Consider the following 18,301-nt stretch of genomic DNA (forward strand, 5'->3'; position numbering starts at 1 on the left):
TCACTCATAGTAAACACACGGATACGCTCCGTGGCTAGGGGGTCTGCGGGCCCAATTGGGAAGAGCGCGCGCCGGGTTGACGTACCCAGACGTCCCACGTTTGAACCGTGCGAATCAGACGTCGAATTCGTCGAATACAGCGTCACACAAGTACATGGTCGACGAAGCACCAGCGCCAGTGCTCACCGGGCTCGTGCGTCCGCATGATGGGATGCCCCGAGTCCTTGTGGTGCTCCGCCGCGTGCCTCCCGGGCGAGGAGTCGCAGCAGCCGACATGACCGCAGGTGAGACACAACCGCAGCTGTACGGGGTGCCAGCCCTCCGCCAGGCACTCCGGACAGGCGTCGCTCAGGGGCTTGGGTTCCGGGTGCGGCAGCGCGTCGGCGTGCGTGCACTGTTTCATGATTGCCAGGTTACGTCGGGCGCGTGGATGACCGCGCGGAAAAACGAGGGCGGGAACGATGGACGTGATGCCACTGCTGTTGCTGGTGGCGGGCAGCGCCGCCGTCGCAGCGGCGGCCCGGCGGACCCCGGTGCCGGCTCCGCTGCTGCTGGTCGCGGCCGGCCTGGTGGTCTCGTACGTCCCCGGCGTGCCCGATTACACACTCGACCCGCACATCGTCCTGCCGCTCGTCCTGCCCCCGTTGCTGCACTCGGCGGCCACCGACAGCTCGTACCTCGATCTGCGCGCGCAAATGCGGCCCGTGGCGCTGCTGTCGGTCGGGTACGTGCTCTTCGCGACCTTCGTCGTCGGCTGGGCGGCCTATGTGATCGTGCCCGATCTGCCGCTGACCGCGGCGCTGGTGCTCGGCGCGGTGGTGGCGCCGCCGGACGCGGTCGCGGCGACGGCGGTCGCGCGCCGGGTGGGGCTGCCGTCCCGGATCACCACGATCCTCCAGGGCGAGTCCCTGGTGAACGACGCCACCGCGATCACCGCCTACCGGGTGGCCCTCGCCGCCGCGGTCGGGGAGGGCGCCACCTGGGCGGGCGGGATCGCCGAGTTCGTGGTCGCGGCGGTCGGTGGCGTCGGCATCGGGCTGGTGCTGATGGTGCCGATCCACTGGCTGCGCACCCACGTCAAGGAGGCGCTGCCGCAGAACACGCTCTCCCTGATGATCCCCTTCGTCGCCTACGCGGCCGCCGAGCAGGTGCACGCCTCCGGAGTGCTCGCCGTCGTGGTCGTCGCCCTCTACCTGGGACATCGCGCCTGGGAGGTCGACTTCGCGACCCGCCTCCAGGAGGACGCGGTCTGGAAGATGGTGGCGTTCGTCCTGGAGTCGTCGGTGTTCGCGCTGATCGGACTGCAACTGCCGGTCGTCCTCAAGGGACTCGGGGAGTACGAGGGTGCCGCCGCGGCCTGGTACGCGGTGGCCGTCTTCCTCGTCGTCGTCGCGGCCCGGTTCGTGTGGGTGTATCCGGTGGCCATGCTGACCCGCATGCTGCCGGCACGCACGCGTGTGCATCGTGACTACCCCGCGTGGAAGGGGTCGTTCATCATCTCCTGGGCCGGGATGCGGGGGGTGGTGTCGCTGGCGATCGCCTTCTCGATCCCGCTGACGGTCGACGACGGCGAGCCCTTCCCCGAGCGCAACCTCATCCTCTTCCTGACCTTCACGACGGTCATCGGCACGCTGGTCCTGCAGGGCGTCACACTGCCCCCGCTGATCCGCCTGCTGAAGCTGCCCGGCCGGGACGAGCAGGCCGAGACCCTCGCCGAGGCGAACGCCCAGGCGCAGGCCTCCCGGGCCGCCGAGCGCCGCCTGGACGAACTCCTCTTGGACGAACGCAACGCCCTCCCCGGGCCCCTCGCCGACCGCCTCCGCACCGTCCTGGAGCGCCGCCGCAACGCCGTCTGGGAACGCCTCGGCGCGGTCAACCCCGTCACCGGCGAAACCGCCGACGACACCTACCGCCGCCTGTCCCGGGAGATGATCGGCGCCGAACGCGAGGTGTTCGTCAAGCTGCGCGACGGCCGCTTCATCGACGACGAGATGCTGCGGACGCTGCTGCGCAGGCTGGACCTGGAGGAGGCGGCGGCCTTCCGGGAGACGACGTGAGCGCTCCGCTGGATATGCGGTTCGTGCGCCGCGGGCCGGTGAGGGCTGGTCGCTCCCCCATCGCGGCGGTAGCCGCGGCACGCGCGCGTGGTCAGCCGAAAGGCCGTCCCGTGACGATCGCCGCCAGCGTCGTCCCGCGCGGGAAGGCGCCCTCTTCCGCGAGGGCGACAAGGGCGTACAGCAACTTGGCGACATAGAGACGCTCGACGGGCAGGCCGTGGCGGTTCTCGAAGTCGTCGGCGAAGGCGTCCAGGGCGGGGGCGGTGCGGGCGTAGCCGCCGAAGTGGAAGCGGTCGTCCAGGGTCCAGGTGCCGCGGGGGCCGCCGAAGGCCTGGGACTGGAGGGCCTGGACGTCGGCGGTCAGGAAACCCCCTTTGAGCACCGGAACGCCGAGAGCGCGCTGGTCGGGAGCGAGCCCCGCGGCCAGTCCGGCGAGAGTGCCGCCGGTGCCGCAGGCGACCGCGACGACGTCGGCGTGACCGCGCAGCTCCTCGCCGAGCGCCTGACAGCCGCGTACGGCAAGGCGGTTGCTGCCGCCCTCGGGGACGACGTACGCGTCCTCGGCGCTCAAAGCGCGCAGGACGGCCGCCAGGGTGTCAGGTTCGGACTTGCGGCGGTACGTCGATCTGTCGACGAAGTGCAGGCGCATGCCGTCGGCCGCGCACCGGGCCAGGGAGGGGTTGAGCGGGCGGTCGGCGAGCTCCTGGCCGCGGACCACGCCGACCGTGGGCAGGCGGAGGAGGCGGCCCGCGGCGGCCGTGGCGCGCAGGTGGTTGGAGTAGGCGCCGCCGAAGGTGACGACAGTGCGTCCGGCCGCCGCGGTGAGGTTCGGCGCGAGCTTGCGCCACTTGTTGCCGATCAGCTCCGGGTGGATCAGGTCGTCGCGCTTGAGGAGCAGGCGGATGCCGTTGCGGGTGAAACGGTCGTCCGTGACCTCCTGCACGGGCGAGGGGAGGCTGGGGTGCAGGTCGGTGAGGGGGGAGGTGTCGGGGCCGGGCACCTTGTCATTGTCGCCGCCGAGCGCTCCGCGGGAAGTGCCGCGATGTGCCGTGGGCCGGCTGCGGCGCCGTCGTGGCTGGTCGCTCCCCCACTCTCGGCTTCGCTAGAACGGGGGACCCCCATCGCAGCGGAGCCGCATATCGACACAGCCCCGCGCCCCTTCGGGGCGCTGCCGAACCGCACCGGAATTCGCCGGACCCGCTTACTTCAGCCGGTCCCGGATGCGCTGCCGCATCGCCGCCATCGTGAACCCCCGTGGGTCCACTTTCCCCGGCTGCCACTCCAGGTGGCCGATGACCGAGCGCTCCGTCCAGCCGTGGTGGCGGCAGACCGCGGCGGCGGCCCGCTCGATCGCCTCCAGCTGGGCCGCGGGCCAGGGGTCCTTGCCGTCGCCGAGGTTCTCGCACTCGAAGCCGTAGAAGTGGCGGTTGCCGTCGGTGTTGGCCTCGTTGTCCGGCGGGAGCGCCTTCTCGGCGATCACCGCGCGCAGGACGTCGTCGTCGCCGAGGCCCGCGTGGTTGGCGCGGCCGTAGCCGACCAGGTGGACGGTGCCGTCCTTGGTGATCACGCCCTGGCACAGGGGTCCCGGCAGACCCTCGTAGCCGTTCCGGCACAGATCGACCGTGTGTTTGCTGCCCTTGGTCACCGTGTGGTGGATCATCACGCCGTGGACCGGTCCCCACGGGCCTTTGTGGTTGCGGTTGTGATGCCGCCAGTCGCCGACCTCGACGACCTTTGAGCCTTCCGCACGCAATCTCCTCAGGAAGTTGTCCGCGGACATGGGTGGGGCCATGACCGTCTCCTTCGCGCTGCGCGACGCCCGCCGGACGCGGTCGTCTGGTGATGGCGGTGGACGGGGTCCCCATGAATGCCCAGGCGGACCGTGATCCATTCCCGCTCTTTCGTGTAATAGCACCAGAACGTTCCGTGATGGAAGGCTTTGCCGTGCAGATCGATGCCCGGCGCAGATCGGCGCCGTTGCAGACCGGGAGGGCAATTCCACTATGTCGGTAGGCGAAGAGGTCCGCACCGAGCAGGACAGGCCGCAGCAGAGTCTCGGCACGGCGGCCGCGCGGAACCTGGCCACCACCACCAAGTCCGTACCCCAGATGCAGGAGATCAGCTCCCGCTGGCTGCTGCGCATGCTGCCCTGGGTGAATGTAGAGGGCGGCACATACCGAGTGAACCGCCGTCTCACGTACGCCGTGGGCGACGCCCGCGTGACGTTCGTGAAGACCGGCGACCGCGTCGAGGTCATCCCCGCGGAGCTGCGCGAACTGCCGGCCCTGCGGTCGTACGAGGACGAGGAGGTGCTCTCCGAGCTGGCCCAGCGGTGCCGGCAGCAGGAGTTCGCCCCCGGCCAGGTGATCGCCGAGTTCGGCAGCCAGACCGGCGAGGTGTATCTGCTCGCGCACGGCAAGGTGGAGAAGGTCGGCACCGGCCCGTACGGCGACGACGCAGGCCTCGGAGTCCTCGCCGACGGCGCCTACTTCGGCGATCAGGCGCTGCTGGACCCGGACGCCATCTGGGAGTACACGGCCCGCGCGCTCACCGCGTGCACGGTGCTCGTCCTCTCCCGCCAGGACGTCGAGCAGATCGCGGAGCGCGCCGACTCCTTGAACGCGCACTTCGAGCAGCTGCGCGCGATCCCCGAGCAGCGGACCAACAAGTACGGCGAGAAGGAGATCGACCTCTCGGCCGGCCACTCCGGTGAACCGGACATCCCGCACACCTTCGTCGACTACGAGGCCAGGCCCCGTGAGTACGAACTGAGCGTCGCCCAGACCGTCCTGCGCATCCACTCGCGCGTGGCCGACCTCTACAACAAGCCGATGAACCAGACCGAGCAGCAGCTCAGGCTGACGGTCGAGGCGCTGAAGGAGCGCCAGGAGCACGAGCTCATCAACAACCGCGAGTTCGGCCTGCTCAACAACTGCGAGTACGAGCAGCGCATCCAGCCGCACGACGGTGTGCCCGGCCCGGACGACATGGACGAGCTGCTCAGCAGGCGCCGCGGCACCAAGCTGTTCCTCGCCCACCCGCGCGCGATCGCCGCGTTCGGTCGCGAGCTGAACAAGCGCGGACTGGTGCCCGAGACCATCGACATCGGCGGCAACCGCATCCCCACCTGGCGCGGTGTCCCGGTCTTCCCGTGCAACAAGATCCCGGTCACCGACGCCCGTACGACCTCGATCATCGCGATGCGTACCGGTGAGTCCGACCAGGGCGTCATCGGTCTGCACGCGACCGGGATCCCGGACGAGATCGAGCCGAGCCTGTCCGTGCGCTTCATGGGCATCAACGAACAGGCGGTCATCAACTACCTGGTGACGGCGTACTACTCGGCCGCGGTCCTGGTGCCGGACGCGCTCGGCGTCCTGGAGAACGTCGAGATCGGCCGCTGGTGACCGTCCCCGTCCGCACACGGTGTCCCCGCCCGTCAGGGCGGGGACACCCCCGGGGTGGGCGCCCGGCCGTAGCGGAAGCGCCACCGCCCGCAGACTCTCCGAGGCGATCCCATGGGTGAGTTCATGACGGAGGCGAAGCAACGCCCCGCCGGACCAAGGCGGTTCACCGAGACACCGGAAAGGCAAGGGCCCATCGCGAAGCGGACGGACACCGGGCCTGACCGGCTCGACGGGCACGAGGCGCCGGCGATCCTGGAGCGCGCCCGGACATCGGTCGAACCCGAACTGCGCGCCGCCGTCGAGTCGCTGCCCGGCTCCATGCGCCGTGTCGCGCTCTATCACTTCGGGTGGGAGCACGCGGACGGCACACCGGCGGCGGGCAACGGGGGCAAGGCGATCCGTCCCGCGCTGGTCCTCACCGCGGCCGCCGCGCTCGGCGGACCGGCGGCACGGACGGCGGCCGTGCGGGCGGCCGCGGCGGTGGAGCTGGTCCACAACTTCACGTTGCTGCACGACGACGTGATGGACCGGGACACCACCCGACGGCACCGGCCCACCGCCTGGACCGTGTTCGGCGACGCCGACGCGATCCTCGCCGGGGACGCCCTCCAGGCGCTCGCGCTGCGACTGCTCGCCGAGGACCCGCATCCGGCGTCCGCGGCGGCCGGGGCCCGGCTCGCGGACTGCGTCGTCGAACTGTGCGAAGGCCAGCACGCGGACGTGGCCATGGAGCGGCGCGGCCCCGACGAGGTCGGCCTCGACGAGGTGCTCGCCATGGCCGAGGCGAAGACGGGCGCGCTGCTCGGGTGCGCCTGTGCGCTGGGCGCGCTGTTTGCGGGGGCGGCGGAGGAGGACGTCGAGGCGCTGGACGCGTTCGGCCGGGAGGCCGGGCTCGCCTTCCAGCTCATCGACGACGTGATCGGCATATGGGGAGACCCGTGCCGCACCGGCAAGCCGGCCGGAGCGGATCTGGCGGTCCGTAAGAAGTCGCTGCCGGTGGTCGCCGCGCTGGTCTCCGGCACCCCGGCCGCCGCCGAACTCGCCGAGCTCTACCGAGGGCCGTATCAGGAGGCCGACCTGGAGCGCACCGCACGGGCCGTGGAGCAGGCGGGTGGCCGTGACTGGGCGCAGGCCCAGGCAGCCGACCGCATGGCCCACGCCATGCGACAGCTCTCCCGGGCGGTCCCGGACCCGGAGGCGGCGGGGGGCCTGCTCGCGCTGGCGGAGTTCGTGACGCGGCGGAGCAGTTGAGGTCGGGTGACGTCACAGCAGACGTCGACCGGAAAGCCCTCCCGGAATGACCCCGGAGCCTCCGGCCCGTGCGGCTCCTGACCCCGCACGGTCACCGGGGGCTCCGGCACGGCGGGTCCCGCGCATCCCCACGGTGCGCGGGACCCGTCCCTCGCCGGCCGAAGGAACGGGCCGCCGTTGCCGCCCGGAGGACCGGCGCAGCAACCGCACAGGCTTCAACGGCCGTATGATCAAGGTCGGTTGAGGTGAAGGGGCGACACATGGGCGTGGCGATCCGGACGGCGGGCGAGGGCGACCGGGAGCTGGTGGTCCGGCTCCTGGACGAGGCCTTCCAGGACGACCCGGTCAGCAGCTGGGTCTTCCCCGGCGCCGAATACCGCCGTACGACCCACCCCAGGCTGATGGCGGCCTTCACGGACGCCGTGCTCGCCGAGGGGCGGATCGACGTCACCGAGGACGGCATGGCCTGTGCGCTCTGGCTGTCCGTGCCCGCGGCGGACCCGGCCGACGCTCACGCCGACGACAGCGAAGCCGCCCAGGTGCGCGAGGTCGTCGACCCGGACAACGAGCGCGTCGAGCTGATCGCCCGCCTGACGGCCGAGATCCACCCCTCGCACCGGGCCCACGCCTATCTGTGGATGATCGGCGTCGCCCCCGGTCACCAGGGCAAGGGCCTCGGCACCGCCCTCATCGCCGCGACCCTCGACCGCTGCGACCGTGAGGGCCTGCCCGCGTATCTGGAGGCGAGCAGCGCCCGCAGCCGCCGGCTGTACGAGCGGCTCGGCTTCGAGTTCACCGGGCGTGTGCTCGGCCTCCCGGACGGCCCGTCGATGTGGCCGATGTGGCGCGAACCCCGCTAGACGCTCCGCTGGTGGTGCCGCGATTGGTCGTTGATCGTCTGCGGCGCCGTCGTGGCTGGTCGCGCAGTTCCCCGCGCCCCTTCGGGGCGCGGCGACGAACTCGTCATCAAGTCGTATCCGGTCGTGTACGGCGGACGTACAGCAGGAAGCGCTGAGGCCCTTACCGCTCTACGCTTGGGACATGGACAGCGAAAAGCACGCCTGTCCCGTCTGCGGACAGCCCGTCGAAACAGTCGTCAAGCGCCACAAGACGCTGGGCGCATGGGTTCCGGTGTGGGTACCGGGACCGTGCCACAACCCCGAGTGCAAGGCATACGTCGACACCGGCACCGAGCCCGTCGAGGAGCCTGCGAAGAGCACACCGAAGAACACCGCCGCCGAGAAAAACTGAAGCCCGTGTCGAGAAGCGTCGGCCGGCTCCGACGTCCCCTGTGAGAGCCGCCCACCGGAGGGCGGCCCGAACCGAAGGAGCGGACTGATGAAGTATCTGGTGATGGTGCAGGGCTCGCAGGCGGACTACGAGGCGATGAAGGGCAACGCCTCCGCGCACTCCCCGGCCTGGACCGAGAAGGACATCCAGGCGATGTACGCCTTCATGAACGCGCTCAACGACGACCTCGCCGAGACCGGTGAAATGGTCGACGGCCAGGGCCTGGCCGAGCCCGCGAAGACCCGGCACGTCAGCCTGGACGCGGAGGGCAAGCCCGTGATCACCGACGGCCCGTACGGCGAGACCAAGGAGCTGCTGGCCGGCTACTGGGTCCTGGACTGCGCGAGCCTGGAGCGGGTCACGGAGATCGCCGCGCGCATCCAGCGCTGCCCCCAGCCCGCCGGGGCGCCCGAGTACCCGGTGGTGATCCGGCCCATCCAGGACGGCGCCGGAGACATCTGACCGTGAGCGAGACCATCGAGGACCTGCTGCGCCGGTGCGCGCCGCAGGTCCTCGGCGCGCTGGTCCGGCGGTACGGCCATTTCGACGCCGCCGAGGACGCCGTACAGGAGGCGCTGCTCGCGGCGGCCGGGCAGTGGCCGTCGGCCGGCGTTCCCGACAACCCGCGCGGGTGGCTGATCAGGGTGGCCTCGCGGAAGCTGACCGACGCGCTGCGCAGCGAGGAGGCGCGGCGGGCGCGGGAGGAGCGGGCGGCGGCGCTCGCCGTACGGGAGACGTCCGGCGAGGACCGCGCGCCGCGCGAGGACGACACGCTCTCCCTCCTCTTCCTGTGCTGCCACCCCGATCTGCCCCCGCCCGCGCAGATCGCCCTCACCCTGCGCGCGGTCGGCGGTCTGACCACGGCGGAGATCGCCCGCGCCCATCTGGTGCCCGAGGCGACCATGGCGCAGCGGATCAGCCGGGCCAAGCAGAAGGTGCGGGGCGTGCGCTTCGGGCGGCCGGACAACTGGGAGGAGCGGCTGCCGGCCGTTCTGCAGATCCTGTATCTGATCTTCAACGAGGGGTATACGGCGACCTCCGGCACCAGCCTCCAGCGGCGTGACCTCGCCGGTGAGGCGATCCGGCTGACCCGGGAGGTCCACCGGCTGCTCCCCGAGGCCGGCGAGGTGTCCGGCCTGCTGGCCCTGATGCTGCTCACCGATGCCCGCCGCGACGCGCGCAGCGGCCCGCACGGCGAACTCGTCCCGCTCGACGAACAGGACCGCGACCGCTGGGACAAGGCCGCGATCGATGAGGGCGTCGCCCTGGTCACCAGGGCCCTGGCGCGCGGACCTGCGGGCCCGTACCAGGTGCGGGCCGCCATCGCCGCCGTACACGACGAGGCGCCGTCCGCAGAGGCGACCGACTGGCAGGAGATCCTCGGCTTGTACGACGTGCTGGTACGGCTGGTGCCCGGTCCCGTCGAGCGGCTCAACCGGGCCGTCGCGGTGGCCATGGTCGACGGCCCGTACGCCGGACTGGCGGAACTCGACCTACTGGAAGGGGCCGCCGGGCATCGGCGGGACGCCGTGCGGGGCCATCTGCTGGAGCGGGCCGGTGAACCGGAAGCCGCCCGCGCCGCCTACGAGTCGGCCGCCGCACAGACCCTGAGCCTGCCGGAGCAACGCTATTTGCAGGCGCGGGCGGCTCGGCTCAGGCCATAGCCTCACTCCATGCCACACATCTTCCACATCACCGAACGCTCCCTCTGGGACGCCGCCCGCGCGCGGGGCACGTACGAGATGTCCACTCGCGGCCGGACCCTCCAGGAAGAGGGCTTCATCCACTGCTCGACCCGCGCCCAACTCCCGGGTGTCGCCGAGTTCCTGTACGGCTCGTACGACGGGCCCGATGAGCTGGTGGTCCTGGTCATCGACCCCGAGCGGCTCGACGTACCTCTGAAGTACGAGGCAGCGGAGGCCGGGGGCGAGGAGTTCCCGCATGTGTACGGGCCTGTGCCGGTGGGGGCGGTGGTGGATGTGGAGGTGTGGCGGTGACGGCATCACGACGCCGCTCATGGCGCTGGGCCGTCACCGTGTGGGCGGTCGCCGTCGTCGTCGGGGGAGGGCTGACGCTGTGGCTGCAGGATTCGGCGGAGCCGCCGGAGCCGTACGGCTGGGAGGAGACGGAGGACCCGGCTCCGCTGGTGCGGTCGGACGTGGAGTCTCTCTGCCCGTCCGCGACGTTTCAGCCGGAGGAGGACTTCGTGTGCGCGTATGCGACGATCCGCTAGCCCGGCAGCCCGCCCGTCTCCGGATCGCGGCCCGTCAGGCAGTACGTGCCGCCCGCCGGGTCCCGCATCACCGTCCAGTGGCGGCCCGCGGCGACGAAGGACGCGCCCAGGCGCTCGTGCGCGGCGCGGGTCGCCGGGATGTCGGCGCAGGCGAGGTCGAGGTGGGCGGAGGCGGGGCGCTGCTCGCCGAGCCGCTGGAGCAGGATGCGGATGGGCAGCCCGGGCGGCGGCTTGAGCACATGGAACTCGGGGAGGGAGCCGGGCGCCGACGCCCAGCTCGCCAACAGGCCGCTCCAGAAGGCGACTTTGGCGGTGTACAGCGACGGCGGTACGTCGACGCAGACCTGGTCGAGCCGGGTGCCGCGCACCACGGGCGGCCGTACCGACTCTCCGTGCCAGGGCACGGCGCAGAACAGCTGCCCGGCGGGGGAGCGGAGCACCGCCCAGTCGTCGTGGTCGGCGACGACATCCGCGCCTGATGTGAGCGCTGACGTCACCAGGCCCCGTACGTCGTCCACCGCGAAGTCGAGATGCGCTCCGCCCGCGCCGGAGTCGACCCCCTGGACCTTCACGCAGGCGTCCGCCGCGCCGGGGAGCAGGGTCGCGAACTCCCCTTGGTCGCCTCGCGGCTGCGAGAGGCGTGTGTCCGTGACGGCCGTCCAGAATGCGGCGGCGCGGTCGAGGAGCCCGGCGGGGCGGTCGACGAAGGCGTAGGTCCAGCGGATGGTCATGGGGTGATCGTAGGACGGAGGGCCGTAGCCGCTCCGCCCGATTTCCCGGACGCCCGGCGCTGGAATTTGCAGATGTTAAAGACGACCCAGACGGAGCCTTTGCCTCCAGTTCGCCGGGTATTGGGAAGCGCTTGCTTTGCTCGAACAATGGATCACATCACGTTCCTCGTGGCGGTCGTCATCGTCACAGCGCTGGCCTTCGACTTCACCAACGGATTCCACGACACTGCCAACGCGATGGCGACGTCCATCGCGACAGGAGCGCTCTCACCACGTACAGCGGTGCTGGTGAGCGGTGTGCTGAACGTCGTCGGTGCCTTCCTCTCCACCGAGGTGGCCAAGACGATATCCGGCGGCATCGTGGACGACACGCTCGTCACACCAGGGATGATCTTCGCCGGGCTGGTCGGCGCGATCCTGTGGAACCTGCTGACCTGGCTGGCCGGACTGCCGTCGAGTTCCTCGCACGCCCTGTTCGGCGGGCTGATCGGTGCCGTGTGGGTCGGTGCGGGCGCGAACGGCGTGCACTTCGACAAGGTGCTCGAGAAGGTGCTGATCCCGGCGGTGGCCTCGCCGGTCGTCGCCGGTGTCGCCGCGCTGATCGCGACGTATCTCGCCTACCGGCTCACCGCACGGGCCCGGGAGAAGTCCGTGACCAAGGGCTTCCGGGTCGGGCAGATCGCCTCCGCCTCGCTCGTCTCCCTCGCGCACGGCACGAACGACGCGCAGAAGACCATGGGCGTCATCACGCTGACCCTGATCTCCGCGGGCGCCCTCGGCCACGACGCCGGTCCGCCGCTGTGGGTCATCGCGTCCGCCGGTCTCGCGATCGGCCTCGGCACCTACCTCGGCGGCTGGCGGATCATCCGCACCATGGGCAAGGGCCTGACCGAGATCCAGTCGCCGCAGGGCTTCGCCGCCGAGACCGCGTCGACCACCGTCATCCTCACCTCCGCCCACCTCGGCTTCGCCCTGTCCACCACCCAGGTCGCCTCCGGCAGCATCCTCGGCGCGGGACTGGGCAGGCGTCTGGCGGAGGTGCGCTGGGGCGTCGCCGGCCGGATGGTGATCGCCTGGCTGATCACGCTGCCGTCCGCCGCGATCGTGGGCGGCCTCGCCGCGAGCCTGGTCACCCACGGTGGCAACGTCGGCATCGTGGTGGTCGCGCTGGTCGCCGCCGCGGTGGCGGGCGGCATCGTCGTCGCCTCGCGCCGCAACCCGGTGGACGCGAAGAACGTGAACGACCACCACGAGGTCTCGATCCGTACGGAGCCGGCGAGCGTCGGCACGGCCGCCTGAGCAAGGGGAGTTGGACATGCAGCTGGACTGGAGCGCCCTCGGTCAGGTCGCCGCGGTGAGCCTCGGCGTCACCGTGGCCGTGGTGGTCGTCTTCGCCCTCGGTGTACTCGGGCTCGCCCGCGTCGAGGGGACGAGGGAGACTGACGGAGGCACCCATGCGCTCGGCCTCGCCCAGGCCGGGCTCTGTTTTCTCGCCTGTGCGGCGGTCGTCGCGTACGGCATCTATCTGATCGTGCCGCAATTCCACTGAAGCACCGAAGCCGGGGAGGGCGACAGGATGACCACGCCACTGCTGTCAGGACTGACGGTCGACTACAGCGACCTCGACGAGCCTGTTCTGATCAAGCCGGATGGAAACCCGGTCGAGACCTGGCGGGAGAACTACCCGTACGCCGAGCGCATGGAGCGCAAGGAGTACGAGTGGCACAAGCGGCTCCAGCAGATAGAACTGCTGAAGCTGCAGAGCTGGATCAAGGAGACCGGCCGCCGGCTCGTCATCGTCTTCGAGGGACGGGACGCGGCCGGCAAGGGCGGCACGATCAAGCGCTTCACGGAACACCTCAATCCGCGTGGTGCCCGGGTCGTGGCGCTGGAGAAGCCCACGGAGCGCGAGCGTGGGCAGTGGTACTTCCAGCGCTACGTCGAACACCTCCCGACCGCCGGCGAGATCGTCCTGTTCGACCGCTCCTGGTACAACCGGGCCGGTGTGGAACGGGTGATGGGCTTCTGCTCGGACGACGAGTACCGGCGCTTCATGCGCCAGGCCCCGCTGTTCGAGCGGATGCTGGTCGACGACGGCGTGGACCTGATCAAGTTCTGGTTCTCCGTCTCGCAGAAGGAACAGATCACCCGCTTCACCATCCGCCAGGTCGACCCCGTACGGCAGTGGAAACTCAGCCCGATGGACCTGGCCTCCCTGGACCGCTGGGACGACTACACCGCCGCCAAGGTCGCCATGTTCCGCGAGACGGACACCGAACAGGCGCCCTGGACCGTGGTGAAGTCCAACGACAAGAAGCGCGCCCGCGTCGAGGCCATGCGCAGCGTGCTGGCCCGCTTCGACTACAACGACAAGGACCACGAAATCGTCGGCACGCCGGACCCGCGCATCGTGGGCGCGGCGGCGAACCTGCTGGAGGCGGGGGAGGACGACACGGAGCGGTGATCCGCCCCGGAACGGCGAGGGGCCCGGCCGGACAACCGACCAGGCCCCTTCATGGTGATCGTCGACCCGCGACGGCGCACCGATCGCCGGTCGATTGAAGCTGACTTGTGGGCGCCGGTCTCGTGGTTGTCGAGGTGCTGGTAGAAGCCGCTCATGCCGCGGAACACGTAGCGCGTCTCCTGTGCTTCGGGCGGAGTGAGATCCCCGGCCGCGATCCCGTCCAGGGCGTCTGCGAGGGGGTACGGGAAGGTGACCTCCTCACTCACGTACTCGCCGTCGGCCTCGTGCCACCCTTCGGGAAGCGGGGTTCCCGGGGGTGGTGGACAGGGCGCCCCCAGCGCTCGAAGGCGTACATGTGCCGACCGATCTCCCGCCAGTTCGCTGTGTCCCTGAAGGTCAGTTCGCCCTCGCCGTTGACGACGATGTCGATGGACGGGCACTCGCGGAAGACCCGTTGAGCTGTTTGAAGAGTTCGGCGAGGCAGGCGAAATTGCGGTAGTTCCAGCCCAGTACGGAGAAGGCGAGGACGTCGGGTGTGTCCCCGTCGCCGAAGATCATTCGGGCCATCTGTGTGATGGACCATCTGCCACGTACGTTGTGGATGCGGACATCGGTCTCCGGCGCGGGGTCCGGGTCCGCGTCGATCACGGCCTTCAAGTAGCCGGCGGCCAGTGGCATGGAGTCGATGGGCAGGTCCCCCAGGCGCTCTGCTGCACTGAGCCGATCTTGAGCATGGTGCGACTCCCTTCGGGTGCGGGTCGACGGGGCCGAACGGGATTCGAGCGAAGAGGACTGGAGGCGAGTGTGAAGTGGGATCAGGGACGCAGGAGTTCGCCGGCGAAGAGGGCCGCGAAGACGAGCAGCAAGGCTCCAGAGACCCGGTCGATCCACACACGGCGGTGCGGAGTGAGCCAGCGTCGCAGCGTCGAGGCGCCCAGTGCGAGGGCGGTGAACCAGAGCCATGAGGCGCTCACGGCGCCTGCCGTGGAGCCGGGGCGGTGGGCTGGGTCCTGGGCCGCGATGGCCACGCCGAGGATGCCCACGACGTCCAGCACCGCATGGGGGTTGAGGACGGTGACTGAGGCGCACTGGGCGACCACGCGTGGCCAGCGCATCTCCGGGGCCGTGGACTGGTCGAAGTCCTCCGGCCGTGAGCGGAAGGATGAGCGGAAGGACTTGACCGCCAGATAAGTCAGAAAGACCACCCCGGCGGCCAGCAGAAACTCTTTGATGCCGGGTATGCGCTCCAGCACCGCAGAGGTCCCGGCTCCGCCGAGGGATATCAGCACGGTGTCACAGATCCCGGCGGCCACGACCGCGACGAATACTCGGGGCACGCCGAAGGTGAAACCTTGGTTGATCAGGAAGATGTTCTGCGGCCCGATCGGAGTGATCATGGCCAGGCCGAGCATCATCCCCGCGAAGTAGACGTCCATGGATCAGTGCGTGGGCGTCCAGGAAACCGTCGTCTCCCGTGCCGGGTCGAAGGCATGGAGGGTGACCGACGCGGCATGGGGTGCGACCCGGTTCGCGAGTTCCTGCTGGGCCTTCTCCAGCACGTCCGGCCCGATGGCGGGAGAGATCCCTTCGAGTAACCACGTTCGCGGAACTTCGGCCACGTTGGGCGTGGAACCGGCCATCTCGGGGGTGGCCCGTTGAAGGCACGACGGGTCGTGGTCTGAAGTGGAGTGGCCTGAGCTGGACGGGACCCGGCCGGTCCTGACGCCACCACAGTGGGAGCCGGTCACCTGGTTGTGTCTCACAAAGACACACGCGATTCACGTCCACAGCGCCGACGAGTGACATCGCCTGCCCCTGTTCGTTGCACGAGGCGCAAGATCATCTGCGCCCACACCGACTGAGACGCGCAGGGATCCCCGCCTCAGCCTGTGAAGTCAGGAAACCGCCTGAATGACCGACGCCGTCACCCCTCAGCTCGCCCCACGTGCCGAACGCCGCCTGTGTCTCAGCATCGCTCCGGAGATCGCTGCCCGCTATCCGGATTGCCGGACCGCAGTGATCCTGGCCCTCGGCGTGGACAATTCCGGGCCATGGACGGAGACCGATGCGGAACTGTCCGCCCTGGAAGCCGAGGTGGCCGACGGCCATCGGCACATGCCCGACGAGGGCCATCCCGCCATCGCAGCCTGGCACAGCCTGCTACGCAGCTTCGGGACCAATCCACGCCGTATGCGCCCGAGCGTCGATGCTTTGGGGCGCCGGCTCGCGAAGTCCGGTCGGCTGCCGCGGATCTCACCGCTCGTCGACACCTGCAACGTCATCTCCCTGCGATACACGCTGCCTACCGGCGGCTACGACCTGGAGCACGTCCGACACGGCTTCGCGCTGCGCTACGCGCGTCCTGATGACGTGCACATCCCTCTCGGACAGCCCGAGGAGCGGGAGACGCCGCTGCCAGGCGAAGTGGTGTACGCCGACGGCCAACAGGTCCTGACCCGGCACTGGAACCATCGAGACGCCGACAACACCAAGGTCACACACACCACTGTGGACGCCGTGCTGTTCCTCGAAGATTGCGCATAAGCGAAGTGCGGTTGCGGACACCGGGGTTCATGCCCGTCACCGTGGGAGAGCGCGGTGCTCAGCGAGACGGGTGGACTGTCACGGCGGGTCCCGCTTGCGCTGAGGCCAAGGACGAGGGCGACCGGTGTTCGTTGGCGGAGGAGCAGCGTCCAGGGCCGGCTGAGGAGGCGCAGACGGGGCCCGATGTCGGGGAGTGGTGCCGTGGCCGGTCCGAGGGCGAGGGCGGTCGCGAGGGTGCGCATGCGCTGCTCGATGACTGTGGGTGTCTCGTACGGGCTACGGGACGGCTGGGGCCCGAGGAGGAGGCAGCACAGGGTGGCGCCGGCCGGATCGGTGTCGAGCCGGGCGATGGTTGCCAGGGAGGCAATCAACCCGGCGGACGGGGTTCGTGGTTCGGCCGGATCTGCCACCTGCTGACGGCGGTCGGCCGGGTCCTGGGTGGGGAGGCGTTCGCAGAGGCCAAGGAGTGAACAGGTCCTGGTCCAGGCACGGAACGAGCAGGAGGAACCAGGCGCGGGGTTCAGGAACTCAAGGACTGTTGCTCACCCAATTGGGGGTGGTCTCGTCGGCCCGACAGGCGAGAGACGGCAGCAACGGTCACTCGTCACCGAGCAGCCTGGGTGCCATGTGATCGAGCCAGTAGCTCACGACTTCGTCCCGGGAGTCGTCATCGTTGCGCAGAATGCTGGTGATCGCGAGGCCCCGCAGGAAGATCAGCAACACGTCGAAGGCCAACCGGACCTGCGCCGGGTCCGTCTGTGCGGTGGCCTTCTCGAAGATCTCACGCAGGGCGCGGCCCAATCGCCGCTCCGGGGGGATCAGTGCGGCACGCAGTTGTGGATCGGTGCGGGCGCTGATCCACAGTTCAAGCGCGGCCAGGAAGGGAGGCCCGGACATCGCGGTTTGGATCACTGAGACCACCTGGGGCAGTGCGTGCGGCCCCGGCTCGATTTCGTCGGCCGCCGACCGCAGCAGTTCCAGGCGCTGGTCGGCGATGTGATGGATGGCGGCGACCAACAGGTCCGTCTTTGAGGCGAAGTGGTGCGACAGCGCACCCCGGGACAGATTGACCCGGTCCTGGATCCGCTGGGTTGTGGTGCCCGCGTAGCCGAATTCCATCAGACAGTCCACGGCCGCATCGAGCAGCCGCATGCGCGTCTGTTCACGCTGTTGCTTACGGGTCAGGGGAGCCGTCATGGGCCCGAGCCTACGGTGCGAACGCATCCCTTGTGAGCATTTCACAGACCGGATAGTCTGTCAGTGAAGACAGGGTGGGGCACCGAGATCTCTTCCTCGGGTGGTGAGGGCGTGGGGCCCCTTGGTGTGCCGCCGGACGGTGCGGCGTCATCCATGGCCACATGATCAAAGGGAGAAGCATGGCGCAGGACCAGACGAAGGAGCGGGTCTACGTGGAGTCCGAGCACGTCGTGCTCTACGCGGTGCGTGACCGCAAGGCGTACCTGACGCTGAACCGGCCCGAGCGGCTCAATGCCATCACCCACGACATGGCCGCCCAGATCGCTGCCGCCGTGGCCAGGGCCAATGAGGACCCGTCAGTCCACGTGATCATCCTGCAGGGAGCGGGGCGGGCGTTCTGCTCCGGCTACGACCTGCACCACTACGCCGAGGACGGCGTGGACACCCAGCCGCCGGTGTGGGATCCGATCCAGGACTTCCAGATGATGAAGTCCAACACCGACAACTTCTTCACCCTCTGGCGTTCGCTGAAGCCGACCATCGCGAAGATTCATGGCTACGCCGTCGCCGGGGGCAGCGACATCGCGTTGTCCTGCGATCTCGTGGTGATGGCCGAGGATGCGAAGATCGGCTACATGCCCGCTCGGGTGTGGGGCTGCCCGACCACGGCGATGTGGGTCTACCGGCTCGGCGCGGAGAAGGCCAAGCGCATGCTGCTGACCGGTGACAAGATCGACGGCCGCCAGGCTGCCGACTGGGGCCTGGTCGTCGACGCCGTCCCCGCCGAGGACCTGGACCGCACGGTGGAGGAGCTCGCCGACCGCATCGCCGGCGTGCCGATCAACCAGCTCGCCATGCAGAAGATGATGGTCAACCAGGCGTACGACAACATGGGTCTGCACGGCACCCAGATCCTTGCCACGCTTTTCGACGGCATCACCCGCCACTCCCCGGAGGGCCGCTGGTTCCGTGATTTCTCTGCCGAGCATGGCTTCGCCGAGGCGGTGCGCTGGCGCGACACCGGCCGCTGGGTCCCCAACGGCGGGGGCCCCGTGCCCACCGCAGAGGAGGTTGCCAGGGATCGCACCGACGGCGCTTCGTCCGACATGTCAGGTAAGGAGGCGTGA

The 18,301-nt window shown here is 69.8% G+C and carries 21 protein-coding genes; 14 read left to right on the forward strand and 7 right to left on the reverse strand.

Features of this window, described 5'->3' with window-relative positions; all coding sequences use genetic code 11:
- Positions 1–142: 142 nt before the first annotated feature.
- A complete protein-coding gene (locus QQY66_RS32605; RefSeq protein ID WP_301983886.1) occupies positions 143–403 on the reverse strand; it encodes a UBP-type zinc finger domain-containing protein in 261 nt (86 codons plus the stop codon).
- A 58-nt stretch (positions 404–461) separates the two neighbouring features.
- Between QQY66_RS32605 and QQY66_RS32610 the strand changes: the two genes are divergently transcribed.
- Positions 462–2,057, forward strand: a complete 1,596-nt coding sequence (locus tag QQY66_RS32610; protein ID WP_301983887.1) for a Na+/H+ antiporter — start codon at positions 462–464, stop codon at positions 2,055–2,057.
- 91 nt (positions 2,058–2,148) lie between these two features.
- Here the strand turns inward: QQY66_RS32610 and QQY66_RS32615 are convergent, their stop codons facing one another.
- Positions 2,149–3,057, reverse strand: coding sequence for a 1-aminocyclopropane-1-carboxylate deaminase/D-cysteine desulfhydrase (locus QQY66_RS32615; RefSeq protein WP_301983888.1), 909 nt, complete (start codon positions 3,055–3,057; stop codon positions 2,149–2,151).
- A gap of 201 nt (positions 3,058–3,258) precedes the next feature.
- Entirely contained in the window at positions 3,259–3,837 is a 579-nt protein-coding gene (locus QQY66_RS32620) for an N-acetylmuramoyl-L-alanine amidase (RefSeq protein WP_301987570.1), read from the reverse strand.
- 223 nt (positions 3,838–4,060) lie between these two features.
- On the opposite strand from QQY66_RS32620, the gene QQY66_RS32625 reads away from it, so the two are divergent.
- The 8 genes from QQY66_RS32625 to QQY66_RS32660 all read left to right on the forward strand — a co-directional run bounded on the left by QQY66_RS32625 (position 4,061) and on the right by QQY66_RS32660 (position 10,238).
- Positions 4,061–5,464, forward strand: a complete 1,404-nt coding sequence (locus QQY66_RS32625) for a family 2B encapsulin nanocompartment shell protein (RefSeq protein WP_301983889.1) — start codon at positions 4,061–4,063, stop codon at positions 5,462–5,464.
- A gap of 111 nt (positions 5,465–5,575) precedes the next feature.
- On the forward strand, positions 5,576–6,715 hold the full coding sequence (locus tag QQY66_RS32630) for a family 2 encapsulin nanocompartment cargo protein polyprenyl transferase (RefSeq protein ID WP_301983890.1): 1,140 nt from the start codon (positions 5,576–5,578) through the stop codon (positions 6,713–6,715).
- 260 nt (positions 6,716–6,975) lie between these two features.
- Entirely contained in the window at positions 6,976–7,575 is a 600-nt protein-coding gene (locus QQY66_RS32635; protein WP_301983891.1) for an N-acetyltransferase, read from the forward strand.
- Positions 7,576–7,756: 181 nt separating this feature from the next.
- Entirely contained in the window at positions 7,757–7,966 is a 210-nt protein-coding gene (locus QQY66_RS32640) for a hypothetical protein (RefSeq protein ID WP_301983892.1), read from the forward strand.
- An 87-nt stretch (positions 7,967–8,053) separates the two neighbouring features.
- Complete coding sequence (locus tag QQY66_RS32645) at positions 8,054–8,467, forward strand: YciI family protein (protein WP_301983893.1); 414 nt, start codon at positions 8,054–8,056, stop codon at positions 8,465–8,467.
- Between the two features lie 2 nt (positions 8,468–8,469).
- On the forward strand, positions 8,470–9,669 hold the full coding sequence (locus QQY66_RS32650) for an RNA polymerase sigma factor (protein WP_301983894.1): 1,200 nt from the start codon (positions 8,470–8,472) through the stop codon (positions 9,667–9,669).
- A gap of 9 nt (positions 9,670–9,678) precedes the next feature.
- The gene (locus QQY66_RS32655) at positions 9,679–10,002 is read left to right on the forward strand and encodes a DUF952 domain-containing protein (RefSeq protein WP_301983895.1); all 324 of its coding nucleotides are present in this window, start codon (positions 9,679–9,681) and stop codon (positions 10,000–10,002) included.
- Positions 9,999–10,238 (forward strand): hypothetical protein, encoded by a 240-nt coding sequence (locus QQY66_RS32660; protein WP_301983896.1) that lies wholly within the window; start codon positions 9,999–10,001, stop codon positions 10,236–10,238. The genes QQY66_RS32655 and QQY66_RS32660 overlap by 4 nt, the downstream gene beginning before the upstream one ends.
- Here QQY66_RS32660 and QQY66_RS32665 read toward each other — a convergent pair.
- The gene (locus QQY66_RS32665; protein WP_301983897.1) at positions 10,235–10,969 is read right to left on the reverse strand and encodes a VOC family protein; all 735 of its coding nucleotides are present in this window, start codon (positions 10,967–10,969) and stop codon (positions 10,235–10,237) included. The genes QQY66_RS32660 and QQY66_RS32665 overlap by 4 nt on opposite strands.
- Before the next feature lie 147 nt (positions 10,970–11,116).
- Between QQY66_RS32665 and QQY66_RS32670 the strand changes: the two genes are divergently transcribed.
- The 3 genes from QQY66_RS32670 to ppk2 are packed head-to-tail and all read left to right on the forward strand — an operon-like array spanning position 11,117 to position 13,433.
- Entirely contained in the window at positions 11,117–12,268 is a 1,152-nt protein-coding gene (locus QQY66_RS32670; RefSeq protein WP_301983898.1) for an inorganic phosphate transporter, read from the forward strand.
- Between the two features lie 16 nt (positions 12,269–12,284).
- Positions 12,285–12,518 (forward strand): hypothetical protein, encoded by a 234-nt coding sequence (locus QQY66_RS32675; RefSeq protein ID WP_301983899.1) that lies wholly within the window; start codon positions 12,285–12,287, stop codon positions 12,516–12,518.
- A gap of 27 nt (positions 12,519–12,545) precedes the next feature.
- Entirely contained in the window at positions 12,546–13,433 is an 888-nt protein-coding gene (ppk2, locus tag QQY66_RS32680) for a polyphosphate kinase 2 (RefSeq protein WP_301983900.1), read from the forward strand.
- 396 nt (positions 13,434–13,829) lie between these two features.
- Here the strand turns inward: ppk2 and QQY66_RS32685 are convergent, their stop codons facing one another.
- Positions 13,830–14,111 (reverse strand): hypothetical protein, encoded by a 282-nt coding sequence (locus QQY66_RS32685; RefSeq protein WP_301983901.1) that lies wholly within the window; start codon positions 14,109–14,111, stop codon positions 13,830–13,832.
- A 137-nt stretch (positions 14,112–14,248) separates the two neighbouring features.
- Positions 14,249–14,869 (reverse strand): LysE/ArgO family amino acid transporter, encoded by a 621-nt coding sequence (locus tag QQY66_RS32690; protein ID WP_301983902.1) that lies wholly within the window; start codon positions 14,867–14,869, stop codon positions 14,249–14,251.
- Positions 14,870–15,344: 475 nt separating this feature from the next.
- Between QQY66_RS32690 and QQY66_RS32695 the strand changes: the two genes are divergently transcribed.
- On the forward strand, positions 15,345–15,977 hold the full coding sequence (locus QQY66_RS32695; RefSeq protein ID WP_301983903.1) for a B3/4 domain-containing protein: 633 nt from the start codon (positions 15,345–15,347) through the stop codon (positions 15,975–15,977).
- Between the two features lie 597 nt (positions 15,978–16,574).
- Here the strand turns inward: QQY66_RS32695 and QQY66_RS32700 are convergent.
- On the reverse strand, positions 16,575–17,174 hold the full coding sequence (locus QQY66_RS32700; RefSeq protein WP_301983904.1) for a TetR/AcrR family transcriptional regulator: 600 nt from the start codon (positions 17,172–17,174) through the stop codon (positions 16,575–16,577).
- A gap of 179 nt (positions 17,175–17,353) precedes the next feature.
- Between QQY66_RS32700 and QQY66_RS32705 the strand changes: the two genes are divergently transcribed.
- On the forward strand, positions 17,354–18,301 hold the full coding sequence (locus QQY66_RS32705) for a crotonase/enoyl-CoA hydratase family protein (RefSeq protein WP_301983905.1): 948 nt from the start codon (positions 17,354–17,356) through the stop codon (positions 18,299–18,301).

The organism is Streptomyces sp. DG2A-72 (assembly GCF_030499575.1).
Lineage (GTDB): Bacteria > Actinomycetota > Actinomycetes > Streptomycetales > Streptomycetaceae > Streptomyces.

Bases quoted from the DNA above. Each gene is read 5' to 3' on its own strand.
- QQY66_RS32635 (WP_301983891.1), top strand. From the start codon at position 6,976: ATGGGCGTGGCGATCCGGACGGCGGGCGAGGGCGACCGGGAGCTGGTG.
- QQY66_RS32665 (WP_301983897.1), bottom strand. From the start codon at position 10,969: ATGACCATCCGCTGGACCTACGCCTTCGTCGACCGCCCCGCCGGGCTC.
- QQY66_RS32685 (WP_301983901.1), bottom strand. From the start codon at position 14,111: ATGCCACTGGCCGCCGGCTACTTGAAGGCCGTGATCGACGCGGACCCG.
- QQY66_RS32645 (WP_301983893.1), top strand. From the start codon at position 8,054: ATGAAGTATCTGGTGATGGTGCAGGGCTCGCAGGCGGACTACGAGGCG.
- ppk2 (WP_301983900.1), top strand. From the start codon at position 12,546: ATGACCACGCCACTGCTGTCAGGACTGACGGTCGACTACAGCGACCTC.
- QQY66_RS32620 (WP_301987570.1), bottom strand. From the start codon at position 3,837: ATGTCCGCGGACAACTTCCTGAGGAGATTGCGTGCGGAAGGCTCAAAG.
- QQY66_RS32640 (WP_301983892.1), top strand. From the start codon at position 7,757: ATGGACAGCGAAAAGCACGCCTGTCCCGTCTGCGGACAGCCCGTCGAA.
- QQY66_RS32695 (WP_301983903.1), top strand. From the start codon at position 15,345: ATGACCGACGCCGTCACCCCTCAGCTCGCCCCACGTGCCGAACGCCGC.
- QQY66_RS32605 (WP_301983886.1), bottom strand. From the start codon at position 403: ATGAAACAGTGCACGCACGCCGACGCGCTGCCGCACCCGGAACCCAAG.
- QQY66_RS32610 (WP_301983887.1), top strand. From the start codon at position 462: ATGGACGTGATGCCACTGCTGTTGCTGGTGGCGGGCAGCGCCGCCGTC.
- QQY66_RS32670 (WP_301983898.1), top strand. From the start codon at position 11,117: ATGGATCACATCACGTTCCTCGTGGCGGTCGTCATCGTCACAGCGCTG.
- QQY66_RS32690 (WP_301983902.1), bottom strand. From the start codon at position 14,869: ATGGACGTCTACTTCGCGGGGATGATGCTCGGCCTGGCCATGATCACT.
- QQY66_RS32630 (WP_301983890.1), top strand. From the start codon at position 5,576: ATGGGTGAGTTCATGACGGAGGCGAAGCAACGCCCCGCCGGACCAAGG.
- QQY66_RS32700 (WP_301983904.1), bottom strand. From the start codon at position 17,174: ATGACGGCTCCCCTGACCCGTAAGCAACAGCGTGAACAGACGCGCATG.
- QQY66_RS32625 (WP_301983889.1), top strand. From the start codon at position 4,061: ATGTCGGTAGGCGAAGAGGTCCGCACCGAGCAGGACAGGCCGCAGCAG.
- QQY66_RS32655 (WP_301983895.1), top strand. From the start codon at position 9,679: ATGCCACACATCTTCCACATCACCGAACGCTCCCTCTGGGACGCCGCC.
- QQY66_RS32705 (WP_301983905.1), top strand. From the start codon at position 17,354: ATGGCGCAGGACCAGACGAAGGAGCGGGTCTACGTGGAGTCCGAGCAC.
- QQY66_RS32675 (WP_301983899.1), top strand. From the start codon at position 12,285: ATGCAGCTGGACTGGAGCGCCCTCGGTCAGGTCGCCGCGGTGAGCCTC.